This window comes from Oligella urethralis DSM 7531, from assembly GCF_000372065.1.
GTDB lineage: Bacteria > Pseudomonadota > Gammaproteobacteria > Burkholderiales > Burkholderiaceae_B > Oligella > Oligella urethralis.
Map to the genome: position 1 here is coordinate 47,260 of NZ_AQVB01000014.1, position 21,589 is coordinate 68,848.

Sequence of the window (21,589 nt, forward strand, 5' to 3'; positions counted from 1 at the left end):
AGTAGCGGCGTGATGTTGTTTTTATCATTGACTGCGCATGAAGTGCGATTGATGCTCAAAAATCGTTCAGCGATATACCGAAGCGTTTTCTTTTTGTTATTGGTAGCAGCCTTATTTCCTTTAGCCATCAGTGGCGAGCCGGCGTTTTTGCGACAAATCGGCTTAGGCGTGATGATGATTGCAGCTTTATTAGCTAATTTATTATCACTTTCACTGATCTTTGAGGACGATTTTCAAGATGGTAATTTAGCGCAAATGTTGTTGTCGCCGATTGATGCGGTTTACTTTATTTATAGTAAGATGCTTGCGCACTGGTTGTGCATTTGCGTGCCTTTATTACTCGGGGCCTTGTTATTAGCGCTACAGTATCATTTTGAGTTTGAACAATTTGTTCTGGTTTTGCCCTTATTGTGCTTTTTTAGCTTGATTCTCACAGCGATCGGTACCTTAGCGGCGGCGTTGACGGTGGGTTTATCGCAAAGTTTATTGCCCGCCTTGTTGTATATTCCGCTGTGTGTTCCTGCGCTGATTTTTGCGGCAGGGGCCTTAGATGAGCAGAATTATTTAGCCCACTTGCAATTATTAATCGCTTGCGCTTTATTTTCTTGGTTATTTTTTCCATGGGCATCGCGTTTTGCGCTTAAAACTACCTATGAATAAACACATGAGCTCTTTCAATCAATCCTCAGCTCAACCGAGCACTTGGCGTCGTTTTGCCAGTCCTCTGTACTTTGAGCGCTTTGCTAAACGTGGCGCAGTCGTGGCTTGGAGCATTGCCATCGTGCTTGGTATCATTGGTTGTGTTTACGGCTTTTTATTTGCGCCCTTAGATGCAGTACAGGGTAATAGCTATCGAATCATGTTTCTGCATGTGCCCAGCAGTTGGATGGCAATGATTATTTATGTGGCGATGGCTTTTTGGTCCATTATTTATTTGGTTTGGCGCACCCATACTTCCATTTTATTGGTGCGCGCTATGGCACCTACAGGGGCCTTGATGTGCTTATTGTCGTTGCTGAGTGGGGCCATTTGGGGTAAACCAACGTGGGGTACTTATTGGGTCTGGGATGCGCGCTTAACCGCCATGTTATTGTTATTGTTTCTGTATTTGGGTTTAATTGCTTTGTTGCAAAGTATTCGTAGCGAGCAAAGAGCGAACTTAGTGGCTGCGCTGTGGTCTATTGTTGGGGTCGTGAATGTGCCGATTATTTATTTCTCCGTCATTTGGTGGAATACCTTACATCAAGGCGCCAGTATCACCATGAGCCGTGGCATTTCGATTCATCCCGATATGTTATATGCCTTGCTTTTTATGAGCTTTGCGGCGTGGGCCTATGCGATTGGTATGATTTTGGCGCGTGCGCGTTGGCTGCTCTTAAATAAATATGCCCATAGCGATTGGGCACAGCAAATCATCTTGGCGAAGGAGGGTCATTAATGCACTGGCAATCCGTCAATGAGTTTTTAACCATGGGTGGTCATGGGGTATATGTCTGGTCTGTTGTTTTATTGTGCGTGTTGATGCTAGTCGTCGAGGGGCTGTCCCTGAGGCAATTAAAGCAGAAAACACGGAAGCGTGTTCGTAGAATTCAGCGCTTAGCTTCAAAAAAGGTGTTCAATGAATAAGCGACAAAAGCGATTGCTTTGGGTGTTGGTATTTGTGCTTGGTTTAATTGCTTGTACTGTTTTAGTGGTTAATGCCTTACGCAATAATATGGTGTTCTTTCACACGCCTAGCGAGGTGCGGGCGCACAAAGTCGCCCCCCATCAGTACGTGCGTGTCGGTGGTTTAGTAAGACCAGGCAGTTTAGTCAAGCACAAGGACTCGGTACAAATTGACTTCGAGTTGGTTGATGATGGCGATGCGATTCCAGTCAGCTATGAGGGTTTATTGCCAGATCTCTTTGGTGAGGGGCAGGGGGCAGTGCTTGAAGGAGAGTGGAATGGTGAGCGATTTATCGCTCAACGGGTGTTTGCTAAGCACGATGAAAACTACATGCCTCCTGAGGTAGAAAAAGCTGCCTCCACGATGCATCAGCAATATACTGGTGGTGCGCTCCCGCTTGAGGGATCTAAGGCAGGGGAGACGCAATGATTTGGGTGAATTTAGGTAGCTTTGCCTTATTGCTAGGATTCATGTTTTCATTGTTTGCCGCTGTTGCTGCCTTTTATGCGGCAGCGAAGCGACAGGTGCTGATGCCCTTGGTTAGACTAAGTGGCAGTCTCACTAATTTACTGGTTCTAATCGCCTTTATTGCCCTCATCGTTGTGCTGTTGAATGATCTGTTTTATGTGCGCTATGTGGCTCAGCATTCGAATAGTCAATTGCCTGTGTTTTATAAAATCTCAGCGGCTTGGGGTGGCCATGAGGGTTCGCTCTTATTCTGGGCGCTGCTCTTAGGTATCTGGAATCAAGTGTTTTTGCGTTGGGCCAGGGCTTTATCAGCAAGCATGGCACTGAATGCATTGGGCGTGTTGAGCGCAGTGATGAGCGGTTTTTTGCTGTTTATTTTGGCCGGTTCCAGTCCCTTTGAGTTAATTGAACCCGCACCACCTGAGGGGGCTGATTTAAATCCTTTATTGCAAGATATCGGTTTGGTTATCCATCCGCCCTTTTTATATCTGGGCTATGTGGGTACAACCCATGTCTTTGCCTTATCCTTAGCCGCTTTAATTAGCGGTGATGCGGGAAGAGCTTGGGCAGCCAGTTGTCGTCCGTGGGCATTGGCGGCTTGGGGCTTTTTATCGATTGGGATTTTAATCGGCAGTATGTGGGCCTATTATGAACTAGGCTGGGGTGGTTGGTGGTTCTGGGACCCAGTGGAAAATGCCTCCTTAATGCCCTGGTTTTGTTTGACCGCATTGATTCATTGCTTGTTGGTGGCAGAAAAACGGCAGGTATTCCGCCATTGGAGCATTTTATTAAGCATTGCCTCCTTTGCCTTGGCTTTATTGGGTACTTTTTTAGTGCGTTCAGGTGTGTTAACCTCGGTGCATGCCTTTGCTAGCGATGCGACTCGCGGGGTCGCTATTTTAATCTTCTTATGTGTGGTGATAGGTGCGGCTTTAACACTGTATGCTTGGCGTGCTCCGAAACTACAGGAAAATGCACAAGGTTTTGCCTTATTTTCGCGCGAGTCGTTATTGCTGCTGAATAATGTGTTGCTGGTGGTCTCCTGTGTCAGCGTGATGGTGGGCACTTTATTTCCACTTCTTACCGAAGCTTTTCAACTTGGTCAGTTCTCGGTAGGCGCACCGTATTTTGAGTCGGTGCTTGCACCCTTGTGGTTATTGTTGTTATTGCTGATACCGCTGGCTATTTTTGCCCGTTGGAAGTATGACAGCGTTGCACGTATGTCTAAGGATTTAATTATTCCGCTAGTACCAGCCAGCTGCATTGGTATGAGCATGCCAATGTGGTGGGAGGATTTTTCTTGGTGGCTAGGTCTAGGTTTTACAACGGCCTGGTGGGTAGCTTTTGCCTCAATTTATTTGTTAATTGATCGGATGCGACGGAACCAGCAACCACTGTGGAAGTTGCCGTTACATTTTATAGGCATGAATTTAGGGCATTTGGGCTTGGCAATTTTTGTGATCGGCGCCTTAGCAGCTAAAAACTATGCCGTCGAATATAATCGGGTGATTTATCCGCGTCAAAGCCTACAGATCGAGCACTATGAGATTCGCTTTATGCACCTAGAGGGTAAGGTCGGCCCTAATTTTGATTCGCTTATCGGGCATTTTGAGGTGTGGGAAGATGATAAGCTATTGGCACGCCTACGGCCAGAGAAGCGGCAGTATTTTTCCGGTGGCGAACCGACCACAGAAACGTCGATTAATCGGGGTGTATTCCGTGATTTATATATGAGTTTGGGCGAGATGCAAGGCACGGATTTTGAAACTAGTCCTTGGACCATTCGTTTTTATTATAAACCTTTAATGAATTGGGTCTGGGCTGGGTTTATGATGATGGCCTTAGCCGCTTTACTGTCCTTTAAAGGGCTACGGCGTCCAAAGATGAACACGCAGCGACAGCAAACGGAGTAAGTATGTGGCTTAAACGTTTTTGGCCCTTATTGTTATTGGGCGCCCTAGTACTGTTATTGGCGATAGGCTTGGGTAGGGAGCAAAAGCCGCTGTCATCGGCCTTGGTCGGTAAGGCGATGCCAGCATTTAATTTACCGTCGTTGAAAAATCAAAATCAACGCTATGATCAATCCTTATTTCGTGGACAGGTTTTTGTGTTGAATGTTTGGGCATCTTGGTGTGAGGCGTGTCAATACGAGCATAAAATTTTTGTTGAACAGCCATTACCCGAGAATGTGGCCTTGGTGGGTTTGAATTATAAGGATCAAAGTGGCCCAGCCTTACGTTGGTTGCGTGACTGGGGTGATCCTTATCGTCTTAGCTTACAAGATGAACAGGGTCGTTTGGGCTTGGATTTGGGTGTTTATGGTGTGCCTGAAACCTTTGTGATTAATGAGCGTGGCATCATTACACATCGTCATGTGGGTGCTTTGGATGAAGAGAGTTGGACGCAGGATTTGTTACCAGCGGTACGGCGTGCCTTAGCGCAACAGCAGGCAGATTAATTGTTGTCATTTTGATATGAAAAAATTATTTAATCATACATTATTAAGCCTCCTTTTTGCGGCTGTTTTGAGTTTAATGACCCTAACTGCGCAGGCTCAGGAGGGCATGGCACCAATCACCTTAAGTCCGGAACTGGAGCAACGTGAGCATCAGTTGGCGAAGAATTTACGTTGTTTAGTCTGTCAAAATCAATCCATCGCAGATTCGGGCGCGGGGCTGGCCGATGATCTGAAGGCAGAGATTCGCTTACAGCTTAGCTTAGGCAAAAGTGATGAGGAGATCGTGCAGCATATGGTTGAGCGTTATGGTGAATTTATTAATTACAAACCCGCCTTTAATAGCACTACTTTTTTATTATGGGTGGGCCCTGCTCTGGTGTTAGGCCTTATGTTAGTGCTTTTAATCAGAACCATCCGTCAACAGGGTAAGGGTTTAAATATGCGAGATTCGGAGTCAGCAGAATAATGAATAGTTCTTATTGGATTATTGTCGGCGTCATTTTAGCGCTGCTTATTTGTAGTGTATTGTTTTTGCGTTTACGACCTAAAGAAAGTGGTCGTAGTTGGTATTTGGGCTTTTTAGTGATCCCCTTGATAGCCGGTGGGGTATTTTACTTTCTTTATCTTAAGGATCAACGGGATCCGGCGGCCACTTTTGAGCGAACGGGTAATGTCGCGCAGTTTATTGATGCGGTGTCCTTGTTAGAACAGCGCGTGGAGGCCAATCCTGAAGACTACAAGGGGCAGTTGATGTTAGCGCATAGTTATCGGGCAATGGGTCGTTACGAGGAGTCTGTCGCTCGTTTTGGTAAGGCTTGGCCCTTAATCGAAAAGGATCCGAATAATTTGGCCCTTTTTGCCGGTGCCCTAGCTATTTACCGCGGTGGCTTTGAAGGTAAGCCATTGGAGTTGATCGGTCAGGCATTGGCGCTGGAGGCGGATAACCCTGATGCCTTGATGCTCTTAGGTGGGGCCATGTTCCAGCAGGGTAATTACGCTGAAGCGATCAAAAGTTGGGAGCGATTATTAGCCGATAAAAGCATCCAAGAAGAAGATAAAATCTGGATTAAAGAGCAGCTTGAGGAAGCCAAATTAGCCGCTAGTGATCCGGAAGCCTATGCTGAATTAATCAAACAGCGTGAGGCGGATATATTTGGTGCGGGTGGGGGCCATCCGAGTGGTGCCATGGGCAGTATGATGTCGGAGTCCGTGATGGGTTCGCCTGCGACTGGGACTCGCCCCAGCTCAGGCTCAGGGCATCCTGATTTTATGTTAGGTGCCCCAGTGAGCGGGGCAAAGCCGCACTAATTGAGTCTTGAATCAGACGATAAGCGCTGCCTCTGATGATTCAGGGCAGCGCTTTTGAGATTGCCGAAGTCAGCTAAGCACTCCGCTTAATACACGCCTTGTTCAATCATGGCATCGGCCACTTTGCGGAAGCCGGCAATATTAGCACCTAAAACCAAGTTATGTGGTTCACCGAACTCCTCAGCGGTATTAGCGCATTGGCGGTAAATATTTTCCATAATGATTCGGAGACGGTGATCAACCTCTTCAAAAGTCCATTGTTGCATACTTGCGTTTTGTGCCATTTCCAGTTGGCTGGTGGCGACACCGCCGGCATTAGCCGCCTTACCTGGACCATAGAGGATTTTTGCCTGTAAGAATTTATGCACCGCTTCAGGCGTGCTTGGCATATTGGCGCCCTCTGAAACCAAGATACAGCCATTGGCTAAGAGTGTTTCTGCGTCATGCTCATTAAGCTCATTTTGCGTTGCGCAAGGAAAGGCTAATTCACAAGGCACCGACCACACTGGATTTCGACCCTCTGGATAGTCCTCAACAGGTGTATACACAGCATCTGGACGGTATTTAAGATAGCTTTCTAGGCTCTCATTGGCCCCTTCTTTGAGACGTTTAAGCGTATTTAGGTTGATGCCGTGCTTATCCCAAATAAAGCCTCTGGAATCACTACACGTCACTGGAATGGCGCCTAATTGTTGCAGCTTTTCAATGGTGTAAATGGCTACGTTACCGGCACCGGAAACGGTACAGATGCGACCTTCTAAGTCCTTATTATGGGCTTTGAGCATGTTTTGTGCAAAATAAACGCAGCCATAGCCCGTGGCCTCGGTGCGTGCTAAGGAACCACCCCAAAGCGGGCGCTTACCAGTCAGTACACCCTCGTAGTGACCGGTGAGACGCTTATACTGACCAAACATATAGCCGATTTCGCGTGAGCCTACACCAATATCACCCGCAGGCACATCAATGGTCGCACCGATATGGCGATAAAGCTCTGTCATAAAGGCCTGGCAGAAACGCATAATTTCAGCAGGGGATTTATCTTTGGGGTCAAAGTCTGCACCCCCTTTGGCGCCACCAATGGCTAAACCAGTGAGTGCATTTTTGAAAATTTGTTCGAAGCCTAAAAACTTAATCACACTGGAGCACACGCTAGGGTGGAAGCGAAGACCGCCCTTGTACGGGCCTAAGGCTGAGTTGGACTGCACACGAAAGCCGCGGTTAACGCGAACCCGACCCCTATCATCAGTCCAAGCAATACGGAAAACGATTTGTCGCTCCGGCTCAACAATGCGCTCTAAAATACCATTATCTTCGTATTTTGACTCACGAGCAAATAAAGGCTCTAAGGACTCCAGAACCTCGTGTACCGCTTGTGTGAACTCTGGTTCATGCGGGTTAATTTTGTGAAATCGAGTGAAAGTATTTTCTAAATAGCTCATGATAGTGATAGGAAAATAGATTAAAAGGCCGTGGATAAAGATAGATAAAATGCATCTATATCTATCCTTATCCAACGATCCATTTTCCTATTTTAAGCTACTTTTGTGCAAGTAAAATGGCTTATGCGGCTAAATTTCTCCCGGAAATTAATTGTTTTAGCAACGTCTCGCGTTTTTGCTCCATTGCCTTAACCGATTTCTCTTTGATGTGGCCATAACCGCGAATATCATCCGGATAATTGGCTAATTCCAAGGCTAGGTCATAGTTATTCTCATTGAGTGATAATTTGAGTTGATCTAGCATGGTCAAATAATCCGTGATCAGTCGACGCTCTAAGACCCGGTCTGGATGTCTACCAAAGGGGTCAAAGGCGGTACCGCGGAGGAACTTCAGTTTGCTCAGCACCTTAAAGAGGGTAAAGATATAGGGGCCGAACTTTTTCTTGCGCGGCGCACCCTCACCATCTTTAAGCTTTAAGCTCGGGGGCGAGAGATGTACATAAAGCTGATAGTCTTTACCAGGCTCACCCTCAAACTGACGTCTTAAGCGCTCAAAGAACTCTGGTCTTAAGTAGAGCCTAGCCACCTCGTACTCATCCTTATAAGCCATCAGCTTATGCAGATTACGCGCCACCGTTTGTGTCAGACGGCGGGCGTGCTTACCAGCAACACGCTGTTCTACCTCGCGCACGGCAGCCACCGCCTGCGTAAAGCGATCGGCATAGGCTTGGTTTTGATAGTCCACTAAACGCTTAGTTAAACGCTCAATTAAACCATCTAAGTTTTCCGCAAAGTGAATGGCTTGGGTCGAGCGGCCTTGCTCATCTGCAATGTTCAGCTGTGCCTCAGCTGCGGCCGGTACAACTGAATCGGTGCCGTGAACCGCTAGATGACGGCCCCATTCAAAGGCCTCTTTATTTTTATCCACGGCGACATTATTCAGCTCAAAGGCACGCATAATGCTTTCGTAATGAAGCGGGATTTTGCCATGTTGCCAAGCAAAGCCCATCAAGAGTGGGTTGGCGTAGATGGTGTCGCCTAGTAGCTTTAAAGCCATACGATTGGCGTCAAAGAACAGCACATTATCTTCACCGAGGACATCTTGGATGTCATGCTCTGTGATTTTGCTTGGATAACGCCATTTGCGGTTGGCAATAATCTCTGCGGTTGGCGTTTTAGCCTGGTTAATTGCACCCCAGGTGCGGCCTTTTTGTGCTTTGGAGGTAATTTCCTTAGAGGCTGCAACCAAGGAATCGCAACCTAAAATCACATCTGCCTCACCAATACCAATCCGTGTGGCATAGAGATCTGCGGGTTGTTCACCGATTTGTACGTGACTGATCACCGCCCCGCCTTTTTGGGCAAGACCGGTAATATCCAACACATGTACGCCTTTACACTCTAAATGCGCCGCCATGCCTAAAATCGCACCCACTGTTACTACGCCAGTACCACCCACGCCGGGTACTAGAATATTGAAAGCACGGTCAATGGCCGGTAGTTGTGGTGCGGGCAGGTTTTTATCAAGGCTAGGCAGACTGGTGCCGTCAACCTTGGGCTTGATCATTTGTGCACCTTCAGCGGTGACAAAGCTTGGGCAAAAACCCTTCAAACACGAGAAATCCTTATTACAGCTCGATTGATTAATCTGACGCTTGGTGCCGAGCGGTGTTTCATAGGGCTCAACCGATAAGCAATGCGATTTTACACTGCAATCACCGCAGCCCTCACAAACCTCATCATTAATAAAGACACGGCGCGCCGGATCCGGGTAGGTGCCACGCTTACGGCGGCGACGCTTCTCGGTGGCACAGGTTTGGTCGTAGATGATAATGGTAGTACCAGGCGTGCTACGCATTTCCTCCATGACCGCATCGTAATCATCACGGTGACGAATTTCTGGGTTATTAACTAATGAAACGCCTTTGTATTTTTCAGGCTCGTCCGTGACAATCACCACCTTTTTTACCCCTTCGGCAACCAAGCTGGCATTAATCATGGGGACCGTCAGGGTGCCGTCGACTGGCTGTCCACCCGTCATGGCAACAGCGTCATTGTATAGAATCCGGTAGGTGATATTAGCCTTAGCGGCGATGGCGGCACGAATGGCCAGAATGCCTGAGTGGAAGTAAGTACCATCGCCGAGATTGGCAAAAATGTGCTTGGTATTAGTAAAATGCTGTTGGCCAATCCACGTCACGCCCTCACCACCCATTTGGGTAAAGGTGTCGGTATTGCGATCCATCCAGATGGTCATATAGTGGCAACCAATGCCCGCAACGGCACGGGAGCCTTCAGGTACCCGAGTTGAGGTGTTGTGCGGACAGCCAGAGCAGAACCAAGGCTTGCGCTCGCTCACCACAGAGATACGGGCCGCATCCTTTTCCTTGGCGCGGATAATGGCAATGCGTGCCTCAATGGTGGCACGGATTTCTGCCGGTATCTCACGCTTTAATAGACGTTGAGCAATGGCTTTGGCAATAATGGCTGGCGATAATTCGGCATTTGGCGGTAGTAACCAAGGCCCACGCGGTACCGACCATTCACCGCCACCACCGTCCTTGGCATCATACTTACCATAGACCTCAGGACGTACATCATCACGCCAGTTATAGAGCTCCTCCTTAATGGCATACTCCATAATTTGACGTTTTTCTTCAACGACTAAAATCTCATCTAAACCCGTCGCAAACTCGCGCGCCCCTTGTGCCTCTAGGGGCCAGACACAGCCTACCTTATAGAGGCGAATACCAAGGGTAGTACAATTTTTTTCGTCTAAACCTAAGTCAATTAAGGCCTGACGCACATCCAGGTAGGCCTTACCGGCGGTCATAATGCCGAATTTAGCATTAGGTGAATCAAACACAATACGGTCAATTTTATTGGCACGTACATAGGCAAGGGCAGCGTACCAACGGTAGTTATTAAGACGTTCTTCTTGTGCTAATGGTGTATCAGGCCAGCGGATATTTAAACCGTCTGCTGGTAATTCAAAATCCTCAGGATAAATTGGCTGTACTCGATTTACATCAATGTCAACGGAAGCACTGGACTCCACTACATCGGTGACGCACTTCATGCTCACCCATAGACCAGAATAACGGCTCATGGCCCAGCCGTGGATGCCGTAGTCTAAATACTCTTGTACGCTAGAAGGGTAGAGGACCGGGATACCGGCAGCTTGTAAGATATGCTCTGACTGATAAGCGACGGTGGAGGATTTTGCACCATGGTCATCACCGGCGATTAATAGCACGCCACCATGCTTGCCCGTACCGGCGTTATTCGCATGCTTAAACACATCCATGGAACGGTCTAAGCCGGGTCCCTTACCGTACCACATCGCAAATACGCCTTCGCGTGTCGCCTCAGGGAATAAATTTAATTGCTGCGTGCCCCAAACACTGGTGGCTGCTAAGTCTTCATTAAGCCCTGGCTGGAACACAATATCATGCGCTTCGAGGTGCTTTTTAGCAGACCATAGCGCTAAGTCAACATTGCCTAAGGGCGAACCGCGATAACCGGAAATAAAGCCGGCGGTGTTAAGACCGTCTTGCTCATCTCGCAGCTTTTGAATCAGGGGAAGTCTGACCAAGGCCTGGGTACCATTCATAAAGACACGCCCTGAACGTGCGGTGTACTTGGTGTCTAAGGTAATTTCCTCGTGGCCGGGTGCTAACTGGCAGCTCAAGGCAGCACTATCTACCGTGTCTTGAGCTGTGTCTGTCTCTTGTATGTCTACCGTGGAGGTAGCATCATCAAACGGATTATGAATTGCTTTATTCATCCGTAGGGTCTCCTAAAACTGATCTACGCAAAATGGGTAAAATTGCGTTTATAATCTTTGCCATCTTGTGAATGGCCGTCCCATATTATGCGTGATTCAAAAGATTTTTTTTATTAGGGTTAAGCCGAAAACTTCTATATGAGTAACAATTTGTTGTTTGCTTGATTTAAAAAGAGATGGGTTAGGGATGAGTAAGTTGAAGCGCCAAGTGGTGAGCTTTTTTGCTTGGGTTAGTCGTCGTTGGATGCTTTGTGTGCTGTTATTAACGGTGGTGTTTTGGATTCTCAGTCAAAACATTTTGATAGGCTTTATGAGCGCCTTTTTATTGGTATTGTTACTGCTAATGATTCATGCTTTGATTCAATTAAGCAAGTCAAATCACAAAGGTCCTGGAGAGTCATCATAAGCAGCAAAAAGCTCCGTCGCCTAAGCGAACGGAGCTTGATAAAAACGCTGATTAGTATGTGGGCACTAGAAGCGTTCGCTAATCACGCGTAGGATACGTTTACCCGTTTGTGAGTTTTCCGGCTGGCCTTGTTGGTTATACACGGAAATCATTGAACCACCAGCTTGTGGAGTCACTTTGACGGTGTAGGGTAGTGGCGTGATATTGCCGTGATCACCCCAGAGGCGACTGATAAAGTTACCAGCCTGACGCTTTTCACCCGTATCCGTATCTAGATAACGTACCACATAGCTACCCTCAGCCAGATCGGATTGATCAATGGTAAAACCGGCGCTATGCAGGGCGTTGCCGACACGACGCCAAGTATCATCTGCGGAAAGCGATGAGCTTAAGGCGCTTTGTCCATCGACTGGGGTCAGTAACTGCTCTTGTGCTTGTGCTGTCGCACCGACGACCTGCGCTTCACGCACAGCGTTACGAGCGCGTTCCTCCTCAGCACCAAGATAGACCATTAAACGTGATAGCATCACGGCGTTTAAGCCTGGGTCCTCTTCGGCAGGCAGCCATCTAAAGGTGGTGGCGTCGCGATCCATCGCTGTTTCAACCATGCGTTGGTGGTTGATGTAGATCTCGGTCTGATTGCCATTACGCTCAAGACGGGTAGTAAAACGCTCACGCTCACCACTGTCAGACACCATATCAATAATGGAGCCTAGGGCACGACGTAAGAAGTTGCCAGGGATCTTGGCACGGTTTTCAGCCCAGTCAGTTTCAATAATACCTGCTTGAGGATTATCACGATTAATGGTAAAGCCCTCGTTGTTCCAGAAAGAAACTAGACGTGGGTACACATCATTGGCATCGGCATTAATCTGTAACCAACGGGTATCGCCACTACGCATCACCTTCATGCCGGCAACCTCTGGCAGTACATTGACCCCCTGATTGGCAGCGGCTTTTTGCTGTGCTTCATTATAAACTCGTGCAGACGCCGTGCCGCCAGTCAGGCTGTATTGGGGATTACTGATTTGGGCGTTAGATAGATCGGGCGGTAAGCTTAACGGATCGCCGCGCACCGTGCTCTTATAGTCAACTTGATCTTGAGTCAGTAAGTCTTGGACTGAACTACAACCAGTAATTGCCACAGTTGCACCGGTAGCTAAGACCAAGAAACGAAATTTTGTGTGCAGTTTTAGCATGTATGGTAATTCCTTATGGAAAGGCTTTTTAGACCATTAAATAGATATTAAATAAGACCGACTTCTTTGAGCGCCGCATCCACCAGTGTCTTAGTCGCCTCGCTAGGCTCAACCAAGGGCAAGCGATAGCCTAACTGCGTCTTGCCCATCTTGGCTAAAGCGTACTTAACCGGAATTGGGTTGGCTTCAGCAAAGAGCACTTTATTAAGTGTTGAAAGCTTAGCATTTAATTCGCGCACCTTGGGTAAATCACCCGCTAGTGCCGCACAACACAATTCATGCATAAGACGTGGTGCGACGTTTGCCGTAACTGAGATATTGGCTTGACCGCCCAATAAAATCAAGGCGGCCGCCGTTGGATCATCACCACTCATAATTTGGAAATCGGCTGGCTTATACTTCATCAGCTGACCGAGGCGTGAAATATCACCCGTCGCGTCCTTGATACCAATAATGCCGGGCACCTCGGCTAAGCGCAGAATCGTGTCATTTGACATGTCGGCGACGGTGCGGCCAGGCACATTATATAAAAGAATGGGTAGCTCGCTATGTTCAGCAATGTATTTAAAATGCTGATACAGACCCTCTTGGGTTGGCTTATTGTAATAGGGGACCACGGATAAGCCCGCTTGGGCACCGGCCTTTTGCGCGTCAATCGTTAACTGCAAGGCCTCTTTGGTGCTATTACCGCCCACGCCGGCAATAATCGGGATGCGACCGTCAGCAAACTCTACCGCAGTAGAAAGTAGGGCGGCATGCTCTTCAAAGTTAATCGTGGGCGACTCACCGGAAGTGCCAATCACTACCAGACCATCACTTTTTTCCTCAACATGCCAATCAATCAGCTTTTTAAAAGCCTCATAGTCTACATCGCCATTAGGGAGCATCGGCGTCACTAGCGCCGGGATACTGCCCCTAAAAACGGGGTAAGAGTTGCTTGACATAATCACATCCTTAAATAACAAAACGTATGAAACTGAATAATAGTCTTAACCCCTTAGTTTACATGAAAAATTCATCTTAAAATAAAGAAAATCGGGGCACTAGCTAATAAGCTATAGACCAATGGCGGCTGGGTCGCCGGAGCCTCGACGCACAATCTCTGCCGGGTTTTGGGTTAAATCGATCACGGTAGTACCAACGCCACGACATGGACCAGCATCGATAATACCAGCAAGCTCGTGCTTGTACTCTGCAGCAAAGTCCTCGATATTGGTAAAAGGTTCGTTCTCCTCAGGGGCGATAAAGGTGGTGGCTAACAGTGGCTCACCCAGGGTTTCCAAAAGCATCAGCGTGACTTTATGAGCGGGTACACGAATGCCAATGGTTTTACGAGAACGATGGTGTACCCGGCGCGGCACGTCCTTGGTCGCTTCTAAAATAAAGGTCCAAGGACCTGGGGTGGCTGATTTTAATAGACGGTATTGTTGATTATCCACATGAGCAAATTTGGCAATCTCTGATAAATCGCGGCACATTAGCGTCAAGTGATGGCGATCGTCTAAACCGCGTAGAGAACGTAATTTGTCGGCGGCGTTTTTATCATCTAAGCGGGCAACAAGGGCATAACTGGAATCCGTCGGTATGGCTAAAATACCGCCATTCGCTAATAGCCCGGCGGCTTGGTTGATGAGTCGTTGTTGCGGATCGTCGGGGTGTAGTTCATATACAATAGCCATCGCATATCCTCTTGTGGTTGTTGTGAACAATACCATTCATCTTAAATTAATCAAATCAAGATTGCTAGACCTAAATTTGCTTCAATAGCGCTTACTGTTAGGGTGGACAAATAGCTCCGCCTACAGATGGCAACGCGCGCTCTTTGCTCTAAAGTGATAAATGAGGCATCAGCCTTGGCGCAGTCCATGAGCTAGCAACTCAGCGAGCCGCGCCTTTTTTAATCCGACAGTAGAGGAGATGGATATGACATCTTGCATTAATGAAGTTGTTTTGATGGGTAATTTAGGTCATCAGCCGGAGCTTAGATATTTTCAAGATGGTAAGCCGCACTTACGGGTTTCATTGGCAACCACTGAGAAGTGGCGCGATCGTAGTAATGGCGCTTTATTGAGTGATACCCAATGGCATACGGTGTTGTTTAAGGGTGCCCTAGCAAAGCGCGTCAGTGACTATATGGATGTCGGCGATAAGCTATGGTTGCGTGGACGCATTAAAAATCGTCAATACACGGATGATGAGGGTGTGGTGAGGACGATTTGCGAGGTCCATGCGCGCGAGCTTAAGATGATTTGGTCAAAAAATCGCAGTCAGGCGATGGAGTCCGAAGCGATTGAATTTGAAGATGGGATATCGGAGTTTTTTGAGAATGAGGAATCGTCGCCATTTGCGGAGGATGCGCAAGAGAGCGTAAATTAGTTGTGAGCTAGTGGTATTGGGGGCGACGATTGCTGATGCCTTCCCACTAGCGCAATGCTTAGCAATCGTCGCATGGCTTAAGCTTCTGTTGTATGGCGCAACGAGGCTCAGATGGTTGTACCCGTTGCTGTTTATTTGAGCACTATAGGCTTAGTTAGGCTTAAGCGTGACCTTAATATCAGCAGGCTTAGCATAGTAGGGTGAGGAGGTGACTAGCACAGGTACTCCCGTGGCTGCATAGTCCTGGATGTTGCTGAGCTTAATACCGCCAGCGGCAATGAGTTGCCCCCGAAATCCTTGTTGTGCTGCTAGATTCAGTGCTTCAAGGATCTGCTGTGGGCTGAATTTATCAAGTTGGATGATGTCGGGCTTTGCTTTGATAGCTAGTTCCGCTTCGCTCATGTTGTCCGCTTCTACCATGATTTTTTTCTCGGGCGCGCTGTGACGTAATTGTTCAATATGCTGCTGCCAATCAAAGGGCTGCGGTAGCCAACAGCCGAGTGCCGGGGATGCTTTTGCGGGTGCAGGCGATTTGTAGCTGTGGGTTTTGCGTGCGTGCTTGTTGTACCAGTTCAGAGGCAGCATGGGCCACACCACAGCTCCATTCGAGGATGTTTTGTACCACTTTCCAGCCTTGATGCAGGGCGGCGATATCACCCTCTGCACACAAAAGTACTTGCGGCTCAGTGATATTCATGCCATCTGCAAGCGCTGCGGTGACCTTTAACCCGAGTTTGTTTAAAAGACGCTCGGACAGTTTAATGCCGCTTGTGGTTGTGGGCCGGCGATTAGTAAATGTCATCCGGCCTAGTTTTCCGTGTAGGCCAAGGCTGCGGGTCGTTAGGTCGCCCATACTGATATCTTCAAGTAAGTAATACTCAAGCAAACTATCTGGCATATAAATCATCTATCTATCCTAAGGATTAATATCGAACTCGATATATTTTTAAAAATATATTGAAATGATTGCGTTTTGAATGTCACATATCATAAAATACCATTATTGGTAGATAGTTTGATAGTGATATATTTTGATTAATATATCGTATGCTGATGGTTTTTACCCGCCATCATCATTCCCCCTTAATTCGATTCCCCCTTAATTCGATTAGGAGCTTTTAGATGAAGCGTACTTTACTTTCAATGGCAGCACTTGGTGCTGTTTTGATTTCTCCACTTGCGGTGGCGGATACGATTGCGGTTTCTGCTGCTGCTAGCCTGACAAATGCTTATACCGAACTCGGTAAAGCCTTTGAAGCTAAAAATCCTGAGCACAAAGTAGAGTTCAACTTCGGTGCTTCAGGTACGTTATTGCAGCAGATTCTTCAGGGCGCACCGGTGGATGTGTTTGCCTCAGCTGATCAGCAAACCATGGATAAGGCCGTGGAAGAGGGTATGGTCAAAAAGGATAGCCGTGTCGATTTTATCGGCAATGGCTTGGTATTGATTGTGCCTAAAGATAGTAAGCTTAGCTTTGATTCATTAGAGCAATTAACAGCGGATAATGTTGAGCATATTGCGATGGGTAATCCGGATACCACGCCTAATGCTCGTTATGCGCGTGCCGCCCTGCAAAAAGAGGGTCTATGGGAAAAGGTTGAGCCTAAATTAGTACTTGCATCTAACGTGCGTCAGAGTTTGAGCTACGTGAGCCGTGGTGAAGTTGAAGCAGGCTTTGTATTTTCTACCGATGCCAAGCAGGATGAGGATAAGGTAAACGTGGCTTTAGTTATCCCTACGGTGGCTGCTGGTGAAAAAGCTGGTGAGTGGGTACCTAATCCTATCGTTTATCCTATCGCTGAAACCACACAGACTAAATCTAAAGTTTCTGCTGATTTTATTGCTTATGTCCTATCCGATGAGGGTCAGGCGATTTTAGCGAAGTACGGCTTTATTCCTATTAAGGACATGGATAAGTAGTTTGATTGATAGCCGTTACAACAAGGTAGTATTGCATGGAGTGGTTTAGTCCTCAAGACTTAAACGCCTTAAAGCTGACGCTTAAGGTGTCTATCTACGCAACGTTTTTCGCCTTTCTCTTGGGTATTATTTTTGCGTGGGTCCTAGCCCGTTTTAACTTTTTCGGAAAAAACGTGGTGGATGCGATACTTACCTTGCCTATGGTCTTACCGCCAACCGTCCTAGGTTATTATCTATTGGTGCTGTTTGGACGTCGCGGTACTTTTGGTCCGTGGTTAGAAAAGGTCTTTGGTCTACAGCTGGTCTTTACTTGGCAGGGCGCAGTGGTGGCTGCGACGGTAGTAGCAGTCCCCTTAGTCTTTAAATCGGCACGGGCGGCCTTTGAGGATGTACAGAAAAATCTCGAATATGCGGCACGCACGCTGGGTTCCAGAGGACTTGGCGTGTTTTTTCGGGTGAGTTTACCGCTGGCAGCGCGCGGTATTACCGCCGGTGTCTTATTAGCCTTTGCCCGCGCAATGGGCGAATTTGGTGCGACTTTAATGCTTGCTGGTAATTTGCCAGGGCGCACGCAAACCTTGTCGATGGCGGTATATGATGCGGTACAGGCAGGTGATGATTTCCGCGCAAACGCTTTAGTGCTGCTGATATCTGTTGTGTGCGTGACTATTCTTGCGGCATCCGGTTATTGCTTGGCACCGAAGCGTTAGTGGACTAGAACGATGCATTTAAGCGTTAAGTTTGAGCTCAATCTTAAGCAAAAATCGGGCAGAAATAAGCGTGAATTCCCTATGTCGGTGGAGTTTGAGACAGCCACGGATCGTACGGTGGTTTTTGGCCCCTCGGGTTGCGGTAAAAGCGTAACATTGCAGGTGATTGCTGGATTGATTCGACCGAGCAAAGGCTTTATAAAACTCGCTGATCGAGTGCTATTTGATAGCGAAAAAAATATTTTTGTGCCACCGCATCGACGACGTATTGGTATTGTGTTTCAGGATTACGCACTTTTCCCCCACATGAATGTCTTGGAAAATACCGCTTACTCCCTGCGTCACTGGCCTTTGCCGCTTGGCGCAGCCGCTAAAGAAAAAACCATGACCATGCTGGAGACTTTAGGTATAGCCGATTTGGCCTACAGTTTGCCGAGTCAATTATCTGGTGGGCAGCGTCAGCGCGTGGCGTTGGGAAGAGCCTTATTAACCGAGCCAGATCTGTTATTATTAGATGAACCGCTGTCAGCGCTTGATGTGATGTTGCGTGTTAGAATGCGCGAGGAATTAGCTCAAATACAAGAGCGATTTAATGTGCCGATGCTGATGATTACCCATGATTTAGAGGATATCAAGGCATTGGCTGATCATATAATTCTCTTTGGGCGAGGCGTCATTAGCGAGCGTCTGCCTTTCCGTCAGATGCAAGCGAAGCTTGGCAAAGAGCACGCTTGGCAACAAATTATGGACGCCTGTCAAAGAGATTTTGATAGTTTTAAGCTTTAGGAGAGTTTATGATAACCAGCGCACGCAATCAATTTGAAGGTACCGTAAAATCCATCACTTCCGGTTCAGTTAATGACGAGGTGACACTCGAAATTGCTAATGGTGCTTTAATCACAGCCATTATCACTAAAGAAAGTACGGCGCATTTAGGCCTCACTGAGGGTGCTAAAGCCTTTGCTTTGGTGAAGGCTTCGTCGGTGATTCTAGCAACAGACTTAGAAGGTGTTAAGCTTTCAACGCGTAATCAATTAACCGGTACCGTGACCGAATTAAATAAGGGCGCAGTGAATGCTGAGGTAGCACTTGAAGTAGCGCCGGGCATGGTGATTACGACCATTGTGACCAATCAAAGTGTGGATAATTTAGGCTTAGCACCCGGTGTTAAGGCGACAGCTATTATCAAGGCCTCACACGTGATTGTTGGCACCAAGGTCTAAACAGCCATCAACTGATTAAAAGGTGGCAATAATCACCTGCTTAGGATCAAAGGCGGCGTAAACGGTTGCGCCGCATTCTGGGGCTTGGGATGCATCATCAATCATGGCAGCGATGGTTTGACCGCTTTTAAGATGAATTAGTAGTTCAGCCCCGCCTGCCTCATCTCGATCAACTGCCTCTAGTACGCCCTCTAAGGCCTCTGTACTGTCTTGACTGAGCGAGATCATGGGTGCTTTAATTAGCGCAAAGACTTGTTGACCTACAGAAAGCTTCATTTCATCAATGCTTTTTTGGGTAATCATGGCCTGAATTTCTTGCGCTGCGCCCAGATTTAAGCGCACCATAATACGATGTCCCCGTTTTTCTAGGGCTTGGATACTACACGATAGCTGATTTCTAGCACTGGTACGAAGTTGCAAGCGTGGACTTGGCTCAACGGCAAAATCATTAATATTAGCGTAGCGCTGCTCTAGGGATATCAGCATCGCCTGGTATTCACTTTCAATGTGACGATAAAATGCAATCAACTTTTTACCATAGTCAGTGATGCGAGAGCCGCCACCTCGTCGACCACCCTTAATACTAATCACCACCGGTTCATCCGCGAGGGTATTAATCGCATTTAGCATATCCCATGCCGTTTTATAGCCCATGCCAAGTTGTCGAGCGGCTTCGGCAATGGAACGACCTGATTCGATTTGTTCCAATAGCTCAATCCGACCAGGGCCTAAAAAGGTACCATGATGGCGCTCAATCCAAAAGCGACCTTGAAAGCGGATAGCATCATCGTGATTTTGATTGCTTTGACTCATGACTATAAATTGCTCAGTTACTATGCTATATGCTAGCATTTTTGATGGCTTTTGGCTTATCAGTGAGAGTGAAGAGCGATTGTATGTCTCAATAAGTAGTGTCACTCATTTGTTGTAAAAAAGACCGGTAGTACTTGAGTTTGATAATGAGAACCGTTATCATTATGTATAGTTTTAATGATGAACACAATGATATATTTTAATCTGAGTCGATCTTCTATTTGCAGTAGCTTTTGATTTAGTTGTTAGTGATAGGCCGCAAGCATAGAAGCATCAGCAGTATAGTACTGTTTCAGGGGGAGACTTTATGTACGTTTGTCTTTGTAATGCCATTACAGATCGCCAGATTCAGGAGAGTGTGGCAGCAGGCACAGTAAACTCATTCAGTGACTTGCAGGCGGAATTAGGTGTAGCGACCTGCTGTGGCTGCTGTGCTGAGGTAGCGAGTTCCTATCTCAAAAACCCTCAGCTACGTTCAGTGGAAGTGAGTGATTTGAGCGAGACAGTTAAACTCTAGTTAGATTTCAGTTTGTAAGCAGTAAAATAGCCGAGATAATAATTTATCTCGGCTATTTTTGTGTTGGCTTTAAATACGCTATTCGGGCGTTCTTTCTACCACGGTTTGTAGATAGTTTTCTGTGCCAAGCTCCTCGATCAGCTCAAGCTCCATCTGTAGCCAGTCCCAGTGGTCTTCATTATGCGTTTTTAGCTTTTCTAAAAGATCACGCGTCACGAAGTCCTCTAACTCCTCCGCTAGCTTGATCGATTCCATCAGCACCTCATCCTTAAGCTCTTCGGTTTTGATGTCGCAGCTAAGGGTTTCAACCGGACTTTCACCAATGTAAAGCTTACCGAGATCCTGTAAGTTTGGCAGACCCTCTAGCAGTAAAATGCGTTCAATGATGTCGTCGGCAAACTTCATATCAGCAATGGATTCCTTGTAGATATGCTTGCCTAAGGCATCAAAGCCCCAGTTTTTATGCATGCGACCATGCAAAAAGTACTGGTTAATTGAGGTTAAATACACTCGTAGCGTTTTATTTAAAGCCTGTATAACCTGACGATCGCCTTTCATACAAGCTCCTTATTAAACTTGGCTCTGTAAGTAGTTTTTAAGACCCATATGGTCAATGAGGTTTAACTGCTGCTCAAGCCAATGTGCATGATCCTCTTCAGTGTCTTTTAACTGCTCAACCAGCATTTGACGAGTCACATAGTCTTGGTGCTTTTCACAAAGCACAATGCCTTTTTTAAGATTAGCCTGAACCTCTAACTCGAGTTTCAAGTCATTTTTCAGCATCTGCACCACATCCGAGCCGATGTTAACTTCTGAAGGTGCTGCCACAGGGGTACCACCAAGCATCAAAATACGACGAATAAAGTCATGTGCGTGACCTGTTTCATCATCCATTTCATGATCGATGCGTTCAAATAACTTGTTATAACCCCACTCAGCATACATGCGTGAATGGATAAAATACTGATCACGTGCCGCTAATTCACCGGCTAATAACTTGAGACCTTTGCAATAACCCCTCAAACTTCCTAAAATATGGCTTATTTCCTTGCTTTCTTACTTCAGTCCCATGAGTAGTTTTTTTCAACAAACCGCCAAAGCCCGTATTGCCAAACACCTCGACCGTTTTCCGTTGCTTAAGTTAGATCAAGTGATTGATTGGCGACCGATTGAACGCTACCTCAATTCACAAAAGCAGCGTCGATTGACGACTCAACAAGGTCGTCCGAGTTATCCCGTGCTCGCCATGTTTAAGGCAGTCCTATTGGGTCAATGGCATAGCCTCTCCGATCCGGAGCT

General features: G+C 47.0%; 26 protein-coding genes. 16 read left to right on the forward strand and 10 right to left on the reverse strand.

Going from position 1 to position 21,589, the window contains the following annotated elements; translation table 11 throughout:
- Positions 1-12 precede the first annotated feature (12 nt).
- Genes A3GA_RS0108540 through A3GA_RS0108580 form a run of 8 tightly spaced genes read left to right on the forward strand, consistent with a single transcriptional unit; the run spans position 13 to position 5,900 of the window.
- On the forward strand, positions 13-660 hold the full coding sequence (locus A3GA_RS0108540; RefSeq protein WP_018026983.1) for a heme exporter protein CcmB: 648 nt from the start codon (positions 13-15) through the stop codon (positions 658-660).
- Positions 661-664: 4 nt separating this feature from the next.
- Positions 665-1,438: a heme ABC transporter permease CcmC gene (ccmC, locus tag A3GA_RS0108545; protein WP_026156902.1), complete on the forward strand. Its 774-nt coding sequence runs from the start codon at positions 665-667 to the stop codon at positions 1,436-1,438.
- Positions 1,438-1,626, forward strand: a complete 189-nt coding sequence (gene ccmD / locus A3GA_RS0108550) for a heme exporter protein CcmD (RefSeq protein ID WP_018026985.1) — start codon at positions 1,438-1,440, stop codon at positions 1,624-1,626. Before ccmC ends, ccmD begins: the two co-directional genes overlap by 1 nt.
- The gene (ccmE, locus tag A3GA_RS0108555; RefSeq protein WP_018026986.1) at positions 1,619-2,095 is read left to right on the forward strand and encodes a cytochrome c maturation protein CcmE; all 477 of its coding nucleotides are present in this window, start codon (positions 1,619-1,621) and stop codon (positions 2,093-2,095) included. Before ccmD ends, ccmE begins: the two co-directional genes overlap by 8 nt.
- Positions 2,092-4,047 (forward strand): heme lyase CcmF/NrfE family subunit, encoded by a 1,956-nt coding sequence (locus A3GA_RS11540; RefSeq protein ID WP_018026987.1) that lies wholly within the window; start codon positions 2,092-2,094, stop codon positions 4,045-4,047. Before ccmE ends, A3GA_RS11540 begins: the two co-directional genes overlap by 4 nt.
- 2 nt (positions 4,048-4,049) lie before the next feature.
- Complete coding sequence (locus A3GA_RS0108570) at positions 4,050-4,592, forward strand: DsbE family thiol:disulfide interchange protein (RefSeq protein WP_018026988.1); 543 nt, start codon at positions 4,050-4,052, stop codon at positions 4,590-4,592.
- 16 nt (positions 4,593-4,608) lie between these two features.
- Entirely contained in the window at positions 4,609-5,058 is a 450-nt protein-coding gene (locus tag A3GA_RS0108575) for a cytochrome c-type biogenesis protein (protein WP_018026989.1), read from the forward strand.
- Positions 5,058-5,900, forward strand: coding sequence for a tetratricopeptide repeat protein (locus tag A3GA_RS0108580; protein WP_018026990.1), 843 nt, complete (start codon positions 5,058-5,060; stop codon positions 5,898-5,900). Before A3GA_RS0108575 ends, A3GA_RS0108580 begins: the two co-directional genes overlap by 1 nt.
- An 86-nt stretch (positions 5,901-5,986) precedes the next feature.
- Here the strand turns inward: A3GA_RS0108580 and gdhA are convergent, their stop codons facing one another.
- Both gdhA and A3GA_RS0108590 read right to left on the reverse strand, forming a co-directional pair.
- Positions 5,987-7,339 (reverse strand): NADP-specific glutamate dehydrogenase, encoded by a 1,353-nt coding sequence (gene gdhA / locus A3GA_RS0108585; RefSeq protein WP_018026991.1) that lies wholly within the window; start codon positions 7,337-7,339, stop codon positions 5,987-5,989.
- 121 nt (positions 7,340-7,460) lie between these two features.
- Positions 7,461-11,126, reverse strand: a complete 3,666-nt coding sequence (locus tag A3GA_RS0108590) for an indolepyruvate ferredoxin oxidoreductase family protein (RefSeq protein WP_018026992.1) — start codon at positions 11,124-11,126, stop codon at positions 7,461-7,463.
- Positions 11,127-11,313: 187 nt separating this feature from the next.
- Here A3GA_RS0108590 and A3GA_RS0108595 point away from each other — a divergent pair, with 187 nt between their 5' ends.
- Positions 11,314-11,532, forward strand: coding sequence for a hypothetical protein (locus A3GA_RS0108595; protein WP_018026993.1), 219 nt, complete (start codon positions 11,314-11,316; stop codon positions 11,530-11,532).
- Between the two features lie 65 nt (positions 11,533-11,597).
- On the opposite strand, the gene bamC is transcribed toward A3GA_RS0108595, so the two are convergent.
- The 3 genes from bamC to A3GA_RS0108610 all read right to left on the reverse strand — a co-directional run bounded on the left by bamC (position 11,598) and on the right by A3GA_RS0108610 (position 14,410).
- On the reverse strand, positions 11,598-12,731 hold the full coding sequence (gene bamC, locus A3GA_RS0108600; RefSeq protein WP_018026994.1) for an outer membrane protein assembly factor BamC: 1,134 nt from the start codon (positions 12,729-12,731) through the stop codon (positions 11,598-11,600).
- A 47-nt stretch (positions 12,732-12,778) separates the two neighbouring features.
- Entirely contained in the window at positions 12,779-13,675 is an 897-nt protein-coding gene (dapA, locus tag A3GA_RS0108605; protein WP_018026995.1) for a 4-hydroxy-tetrahydrodipicolinate synthase, read from the reverse strand.
- 111 nt (positions 13,676-13,786) lie between these two features.
- A complete protein-coding gene (locus A3GA_RS0108610) occupies positions 13,787-14,410 on the reverse strand; it encodes an L-threonylcarbamoyladenylate synthase (RefSeq protein WP_018026996.1) in 624 nt (207 codons plus the stop codon).
- Positions 14,411-14,648: 238 nt separating this feature from the next.
- On the opposite strand from A3GA_RS0108610, the gene A3GA_RS0108620 reads away from it, so the two are divergent.
- Positions 14,649-15,107, forward strand: a complete 459-nt coding sequence (locus A3GA_RS0108620; protein WP_244264057.1) for a single-stranded DNA-binding protein — start codon at positions 14,649-14,651, stop codon at positions 15,105-15,107.
- A 150-nt stretch (positions 15,108-15,257) separates the two neighbouring features.
- Here the strand turns inward: A3GA_RS0108620 and A3GA_RS12445 are convergent, their stop codons facing one another.
- The gene (locus tag A3GA_RS12445) at positions 15,258-15,692 is read right to left on the reverse strand and encodes a hypothetical protein (RefSeq protein WP_081606602.1); all 435 of its coding nucleotides are present in this window, start codon (positions 15,690-15,692) and stop codon (positions 15,258-15,260) included.
- Entirely contained in the window at positions 15,580-16,014 is a 435-nt protein-coding gene (locus A3GA_RS12325) for a hypothetical protein (RefSeq protein WP_018027000.1), read from the reverse strand. Before A3GA_RS12325 ends, A3GA_RS12445 begins: the two co-directional genes overlap by 113 nt.
- Positions 16,015-16,229: 215 nt before the next feature.
- Between A3GA_RS12325 and modA the strand changes: the two genes are divergently transcribed.
- The 4 genes from modA to A3GA_RS0108645 are packed head-to-tail and all read left to right on the forward strand — an operon-like array spanning position 16,230 to position 18,960.
- Complete coding sequence (gene modA / locus A3GA_RS0108630; protein ID WP_018027001.1) at positions 16,230-17,027, forward strand: molybdate ABC transporter substrate-binding protein; 798 nt, start codon at positions 16,230-16,232, stop codon at positions 17,025-17,027.
- A 35-nt stretch (positions 17,028-17,062) separates the two neighbouring features.
- A complete protein-coding gene (gene modB, locus A3GA_RS0108635; RefSeq protein ID WP_018027002.1) occupies positions 17,063-17,737 on the forward strand; it encodes a molybdate ABC transporter permease subunit in 675 nt (224 codons plus the stop codon).
- Positions 17,738-17,749: 12 nt separating this feature from the next.
- A complete protein-coding gene (locus A3GA_RS0108640; RefSeq protein WP_018027003.1) occupies positions 17,750-18,523 on the forward strand; it encodes an ABC transporter ATP-binding protein in 774 nt (257 codons plus the stop codon).
- A gap of 8 nt (positions 18,524-18,531) precedes the next feature.
- Entirely contained in the window at positions 18,532-18,960 is a 429-nt protein-coding gene (locus A3GA_RS0108645) for a TOBE domain-containing protein (protein ID WP_018027004.1), read from the forward strand.
- A 15-nt stretch (positions 18,961-18,975) separates the two neighbouring features.
- On the opposite strand, the gene A3GA_RS0108650 is transcribed toward A3GA_RS0108645, so the two are convergent.
- A complete protein-coding gene (locus A3GA_RS0108650) occupies positions 18,976-19,773 on the reverse strand; it encodes a TOBE domain-containing protein (protein WP_018027005.1) in 798 nt (265 codons plus the stop codon).
- Between the two features lie 307 nt (positions 19,774-20,080).
- On the opposite strand from A3GA_RS0108650, the gene A3GA_RS12035 reads away from it, so the two are divergent.
- Positions 20,081-20,290 carry a (2Fe-2S)-binding protein gene (locus A3GA_RS12035; protein WP_081606603.1) on the forward strand — a complete coding sequence of 70 codons (210 nt, stop codon included), beginning with the start codon at positions 20,081-20,083 and terminating at the stop codon, positions 20,288-20,290.
- 78 nt (positions 20,291-20,368) lie between these two features.
- On the opposite strand, the gene bfr (A3GA_RS0108655) is transcribed toward A3GA_RS12035, so the two are convergent.
- Both bfr (A3GA_RS0108655) and bfr (A3GA_RS0108660) read right to left on the reverse strand, forming a co-directional pair.
- A complete protein-coding gene (gene bfr, locus A3GA_RS0108655) occupies positions 20,369-20,848 on the reverse strand; it encodes a bacterioferritin (RefSeq protein ID WP_018027006.1) in 480 nt (159 codons plus the stop codon).
- A gap of 12 nt (positions 20,849-20,860) precedes the next feature.
- Positions 20,861-21,313, reverse strand: a complete 453-nt coding sequence (gene bfr, locus A3GA_RS0108660) for a bacterioferritin (protein ID WP_018027007.1) — start codon at positions 21,311-21,313, stop codon at positions 20,861-20,863.
- A gap of 46 nt (positions 21,314-21,359) precedes the next feature.
- Between bfr (A3GA_RS0108660) and A3GA_RS0108665 the strand changes: the two genes are divergently transcribed.
- A partial coding sequence (locus A3GA_RS0108665) for a transposase (RefSeq protein ID WP_018027008.1) occupies positions 21,360-21,589 on the forward strand: 230 nt, incomplete at its 3' end.

What these genes read in the sequence shown, in the direction of transcription:
- A3GA_RS0108645 (WP_018027004.1), top strand. Translation starts at nt 18,532, where the DNA reads ATGATAACCAGCGCACGCAATCAATTTGAAGGTACCGTAAAATCCATC.
- A3GA_RS11540 (WP_018026987.1), top strand. Translation starts at nt 2,092, where the DNA reads ATGATTTGGGTGAATTTAGGTAGCTTTGCCTTATTGCTAGGATTCATG.
- A3GA_RS0108620 (WP_244264057.1), top strand. Translation starts at nt 14,649, where the DNA reads ATGGATATGACATCTTGCATTAATGAAGTTGTTTTGATGGGTAATTTA.
- A3GA_RS12325 (WP_018027000.1), bottom strand. Translation starts at nt 16,014, where the DNA reads ATGATTTATATGCCAGATAGTTTGCTTGAGTATTACTTACTTGAAGAT.
- ccmD (WP_018026985.1), top strand. Translation starts at nt 1,438, where the DNA reads ATGCACTGGCAATCCGTCAATGAGTTTTTAACCATGGGTGGTCATGGG.
- A3GA_RS0108640 (WP_018027003.1), top strand. Translation starts at nt 17,750, where the DNA reads ATGCATTTAAGCGTTAAGTTTGAGCTCAATCTTAAGCAAAAATCGGGC.
- A3GA_RS0108590 (WP_018026992.1), bottom strand. Translation starts at nt 11,126, where the DNA reads ATGAATAAAGCAATTCATAATCCGTTTGATGATGCTACCTCCACGGTA.
- modA (WP_018027001.1), top strand. Translation starts at nt 16,230, where the DNA reads ATGAAGCGTACTTTACTTTCAATGGCAGCACTTGGTGCTGTTTTGATT.
- A3GA_RS0108540 (WP_018026983.1), top strand. Translation starts at nt 13, where the DNA reads ATGTTGTTTTTATCATTGACTGCGCATGAAGTGCGATTGATGCTCAAA.
- A3GA_RS12035 (WP_081606603.1), top strand. Translation starts at nt 20,081, where the DNA reads ATGTACGTTTGTCTTTGTAATGCCATTACAGATCGCCAGATTCAGGAG.
- bamC (WP_018026994.1), bottom strand. Translation starts at nt 12,731, where the DNA reads ATGCTAAAACTGCACACAAAATTTCGTTTCTTGGTCTTAGCTACCGGT.
- gdhA (WP_018026991.1), bottom strand. Translation starts at nt 7,339, where the DNA reads ATGAGCTATTTAGAAAATACTTTCACTCGATTTCACAAAATTAACCCG.
- A3GA_RS0108580 (WP_018026990.1), top strand. Translation starts at nt 5,058, where the DNA reads ATGAATAGTTCTTATTGGATTATTGTCGGCGTCATTTTAGCGCTGCTT.
- A3GA_RS0108650 (WP_018027005.1), bottom strand. Translation starts at nt 19,773, where the DNA reads ATGAGTCAAAGCAATCAAAATCACGATGATGCTATCCGCTTTCAAGGT.
- A3GA_RS0108575 (WP_018026989.1), top strand. Translation starts at nt 4,609, where the DNA reads ATGAAAAAATTATTTAATCATACATTATTAAGCCTCCTTTTTGCGGCT.
- A3GA_RS12445 (WP_081606602.1), bottom strand. Translation starts at nt 15,692, where the DNA reads ATGCTGCCTCTGAACTGGTACAACAAGCACGCACGCAAAACCCACAGC.
- A3GA_RS0108595 (WP_018026993.1), top strand. Translation starts at nt 11,314, where the DNA reads ATGAGTAAGTTGAAGCGCCAAGTGGTGAGCTTTTTTGCTTGGGTTAGT.
- dapA (WP_018026995.1), bottom strand. Translation starts at nt 13,675, where the DNA reads ATGTCAAGCAACTCTTACCCCGTTTTTAGGGGCAGTATCCCGGCGCTA.
- A3GA_RS0108610 (WP_018026996.1), bottom strand. Translation starts at nt 14,410, where the DNA reads ATGGCTATTGTATATGAACTACACCCCGACGATCCGCAACAACGACTC.
- A3GA_RS0108570 (WP_018026988.1), top strand. Translation starts at nt 4,050, where the DNA reads ATGTGGCTTAAACGTTTTTGGCCCTTATTGTTATTGGGCGCCCTAGTA.
- ccmC (WP_026156902.1), top strand. Translation starts at nt 665, where the DNA reads ATGAGCTCTTTCAATCAATCCTCAGCTCAACCGAGCACTTGGCGTCGT.
- ccmE (WP_018026986.1), top strand. Translation starts at nt 1,619, where the DNA reads ATGAATAAGCGACAAAAGCGATTGCTTTGGGTGTTGGTATTTGTGCTT.
- modB (WP_018027002.1), top strand. Translation starts at nt 17,063, where the DNA reads ATGGAGTGGTTTAGTCCTCAAGACTTAAACGCCTTAAAGCTGACGCTT.
- bfr (WP_018027006.1), bottom strand. Translation starts at nt 20,848, where the DNA reads ATGAAAGGCGATCGTCAGGTTATACAGGCTTTAAATAAAACGCTACGA.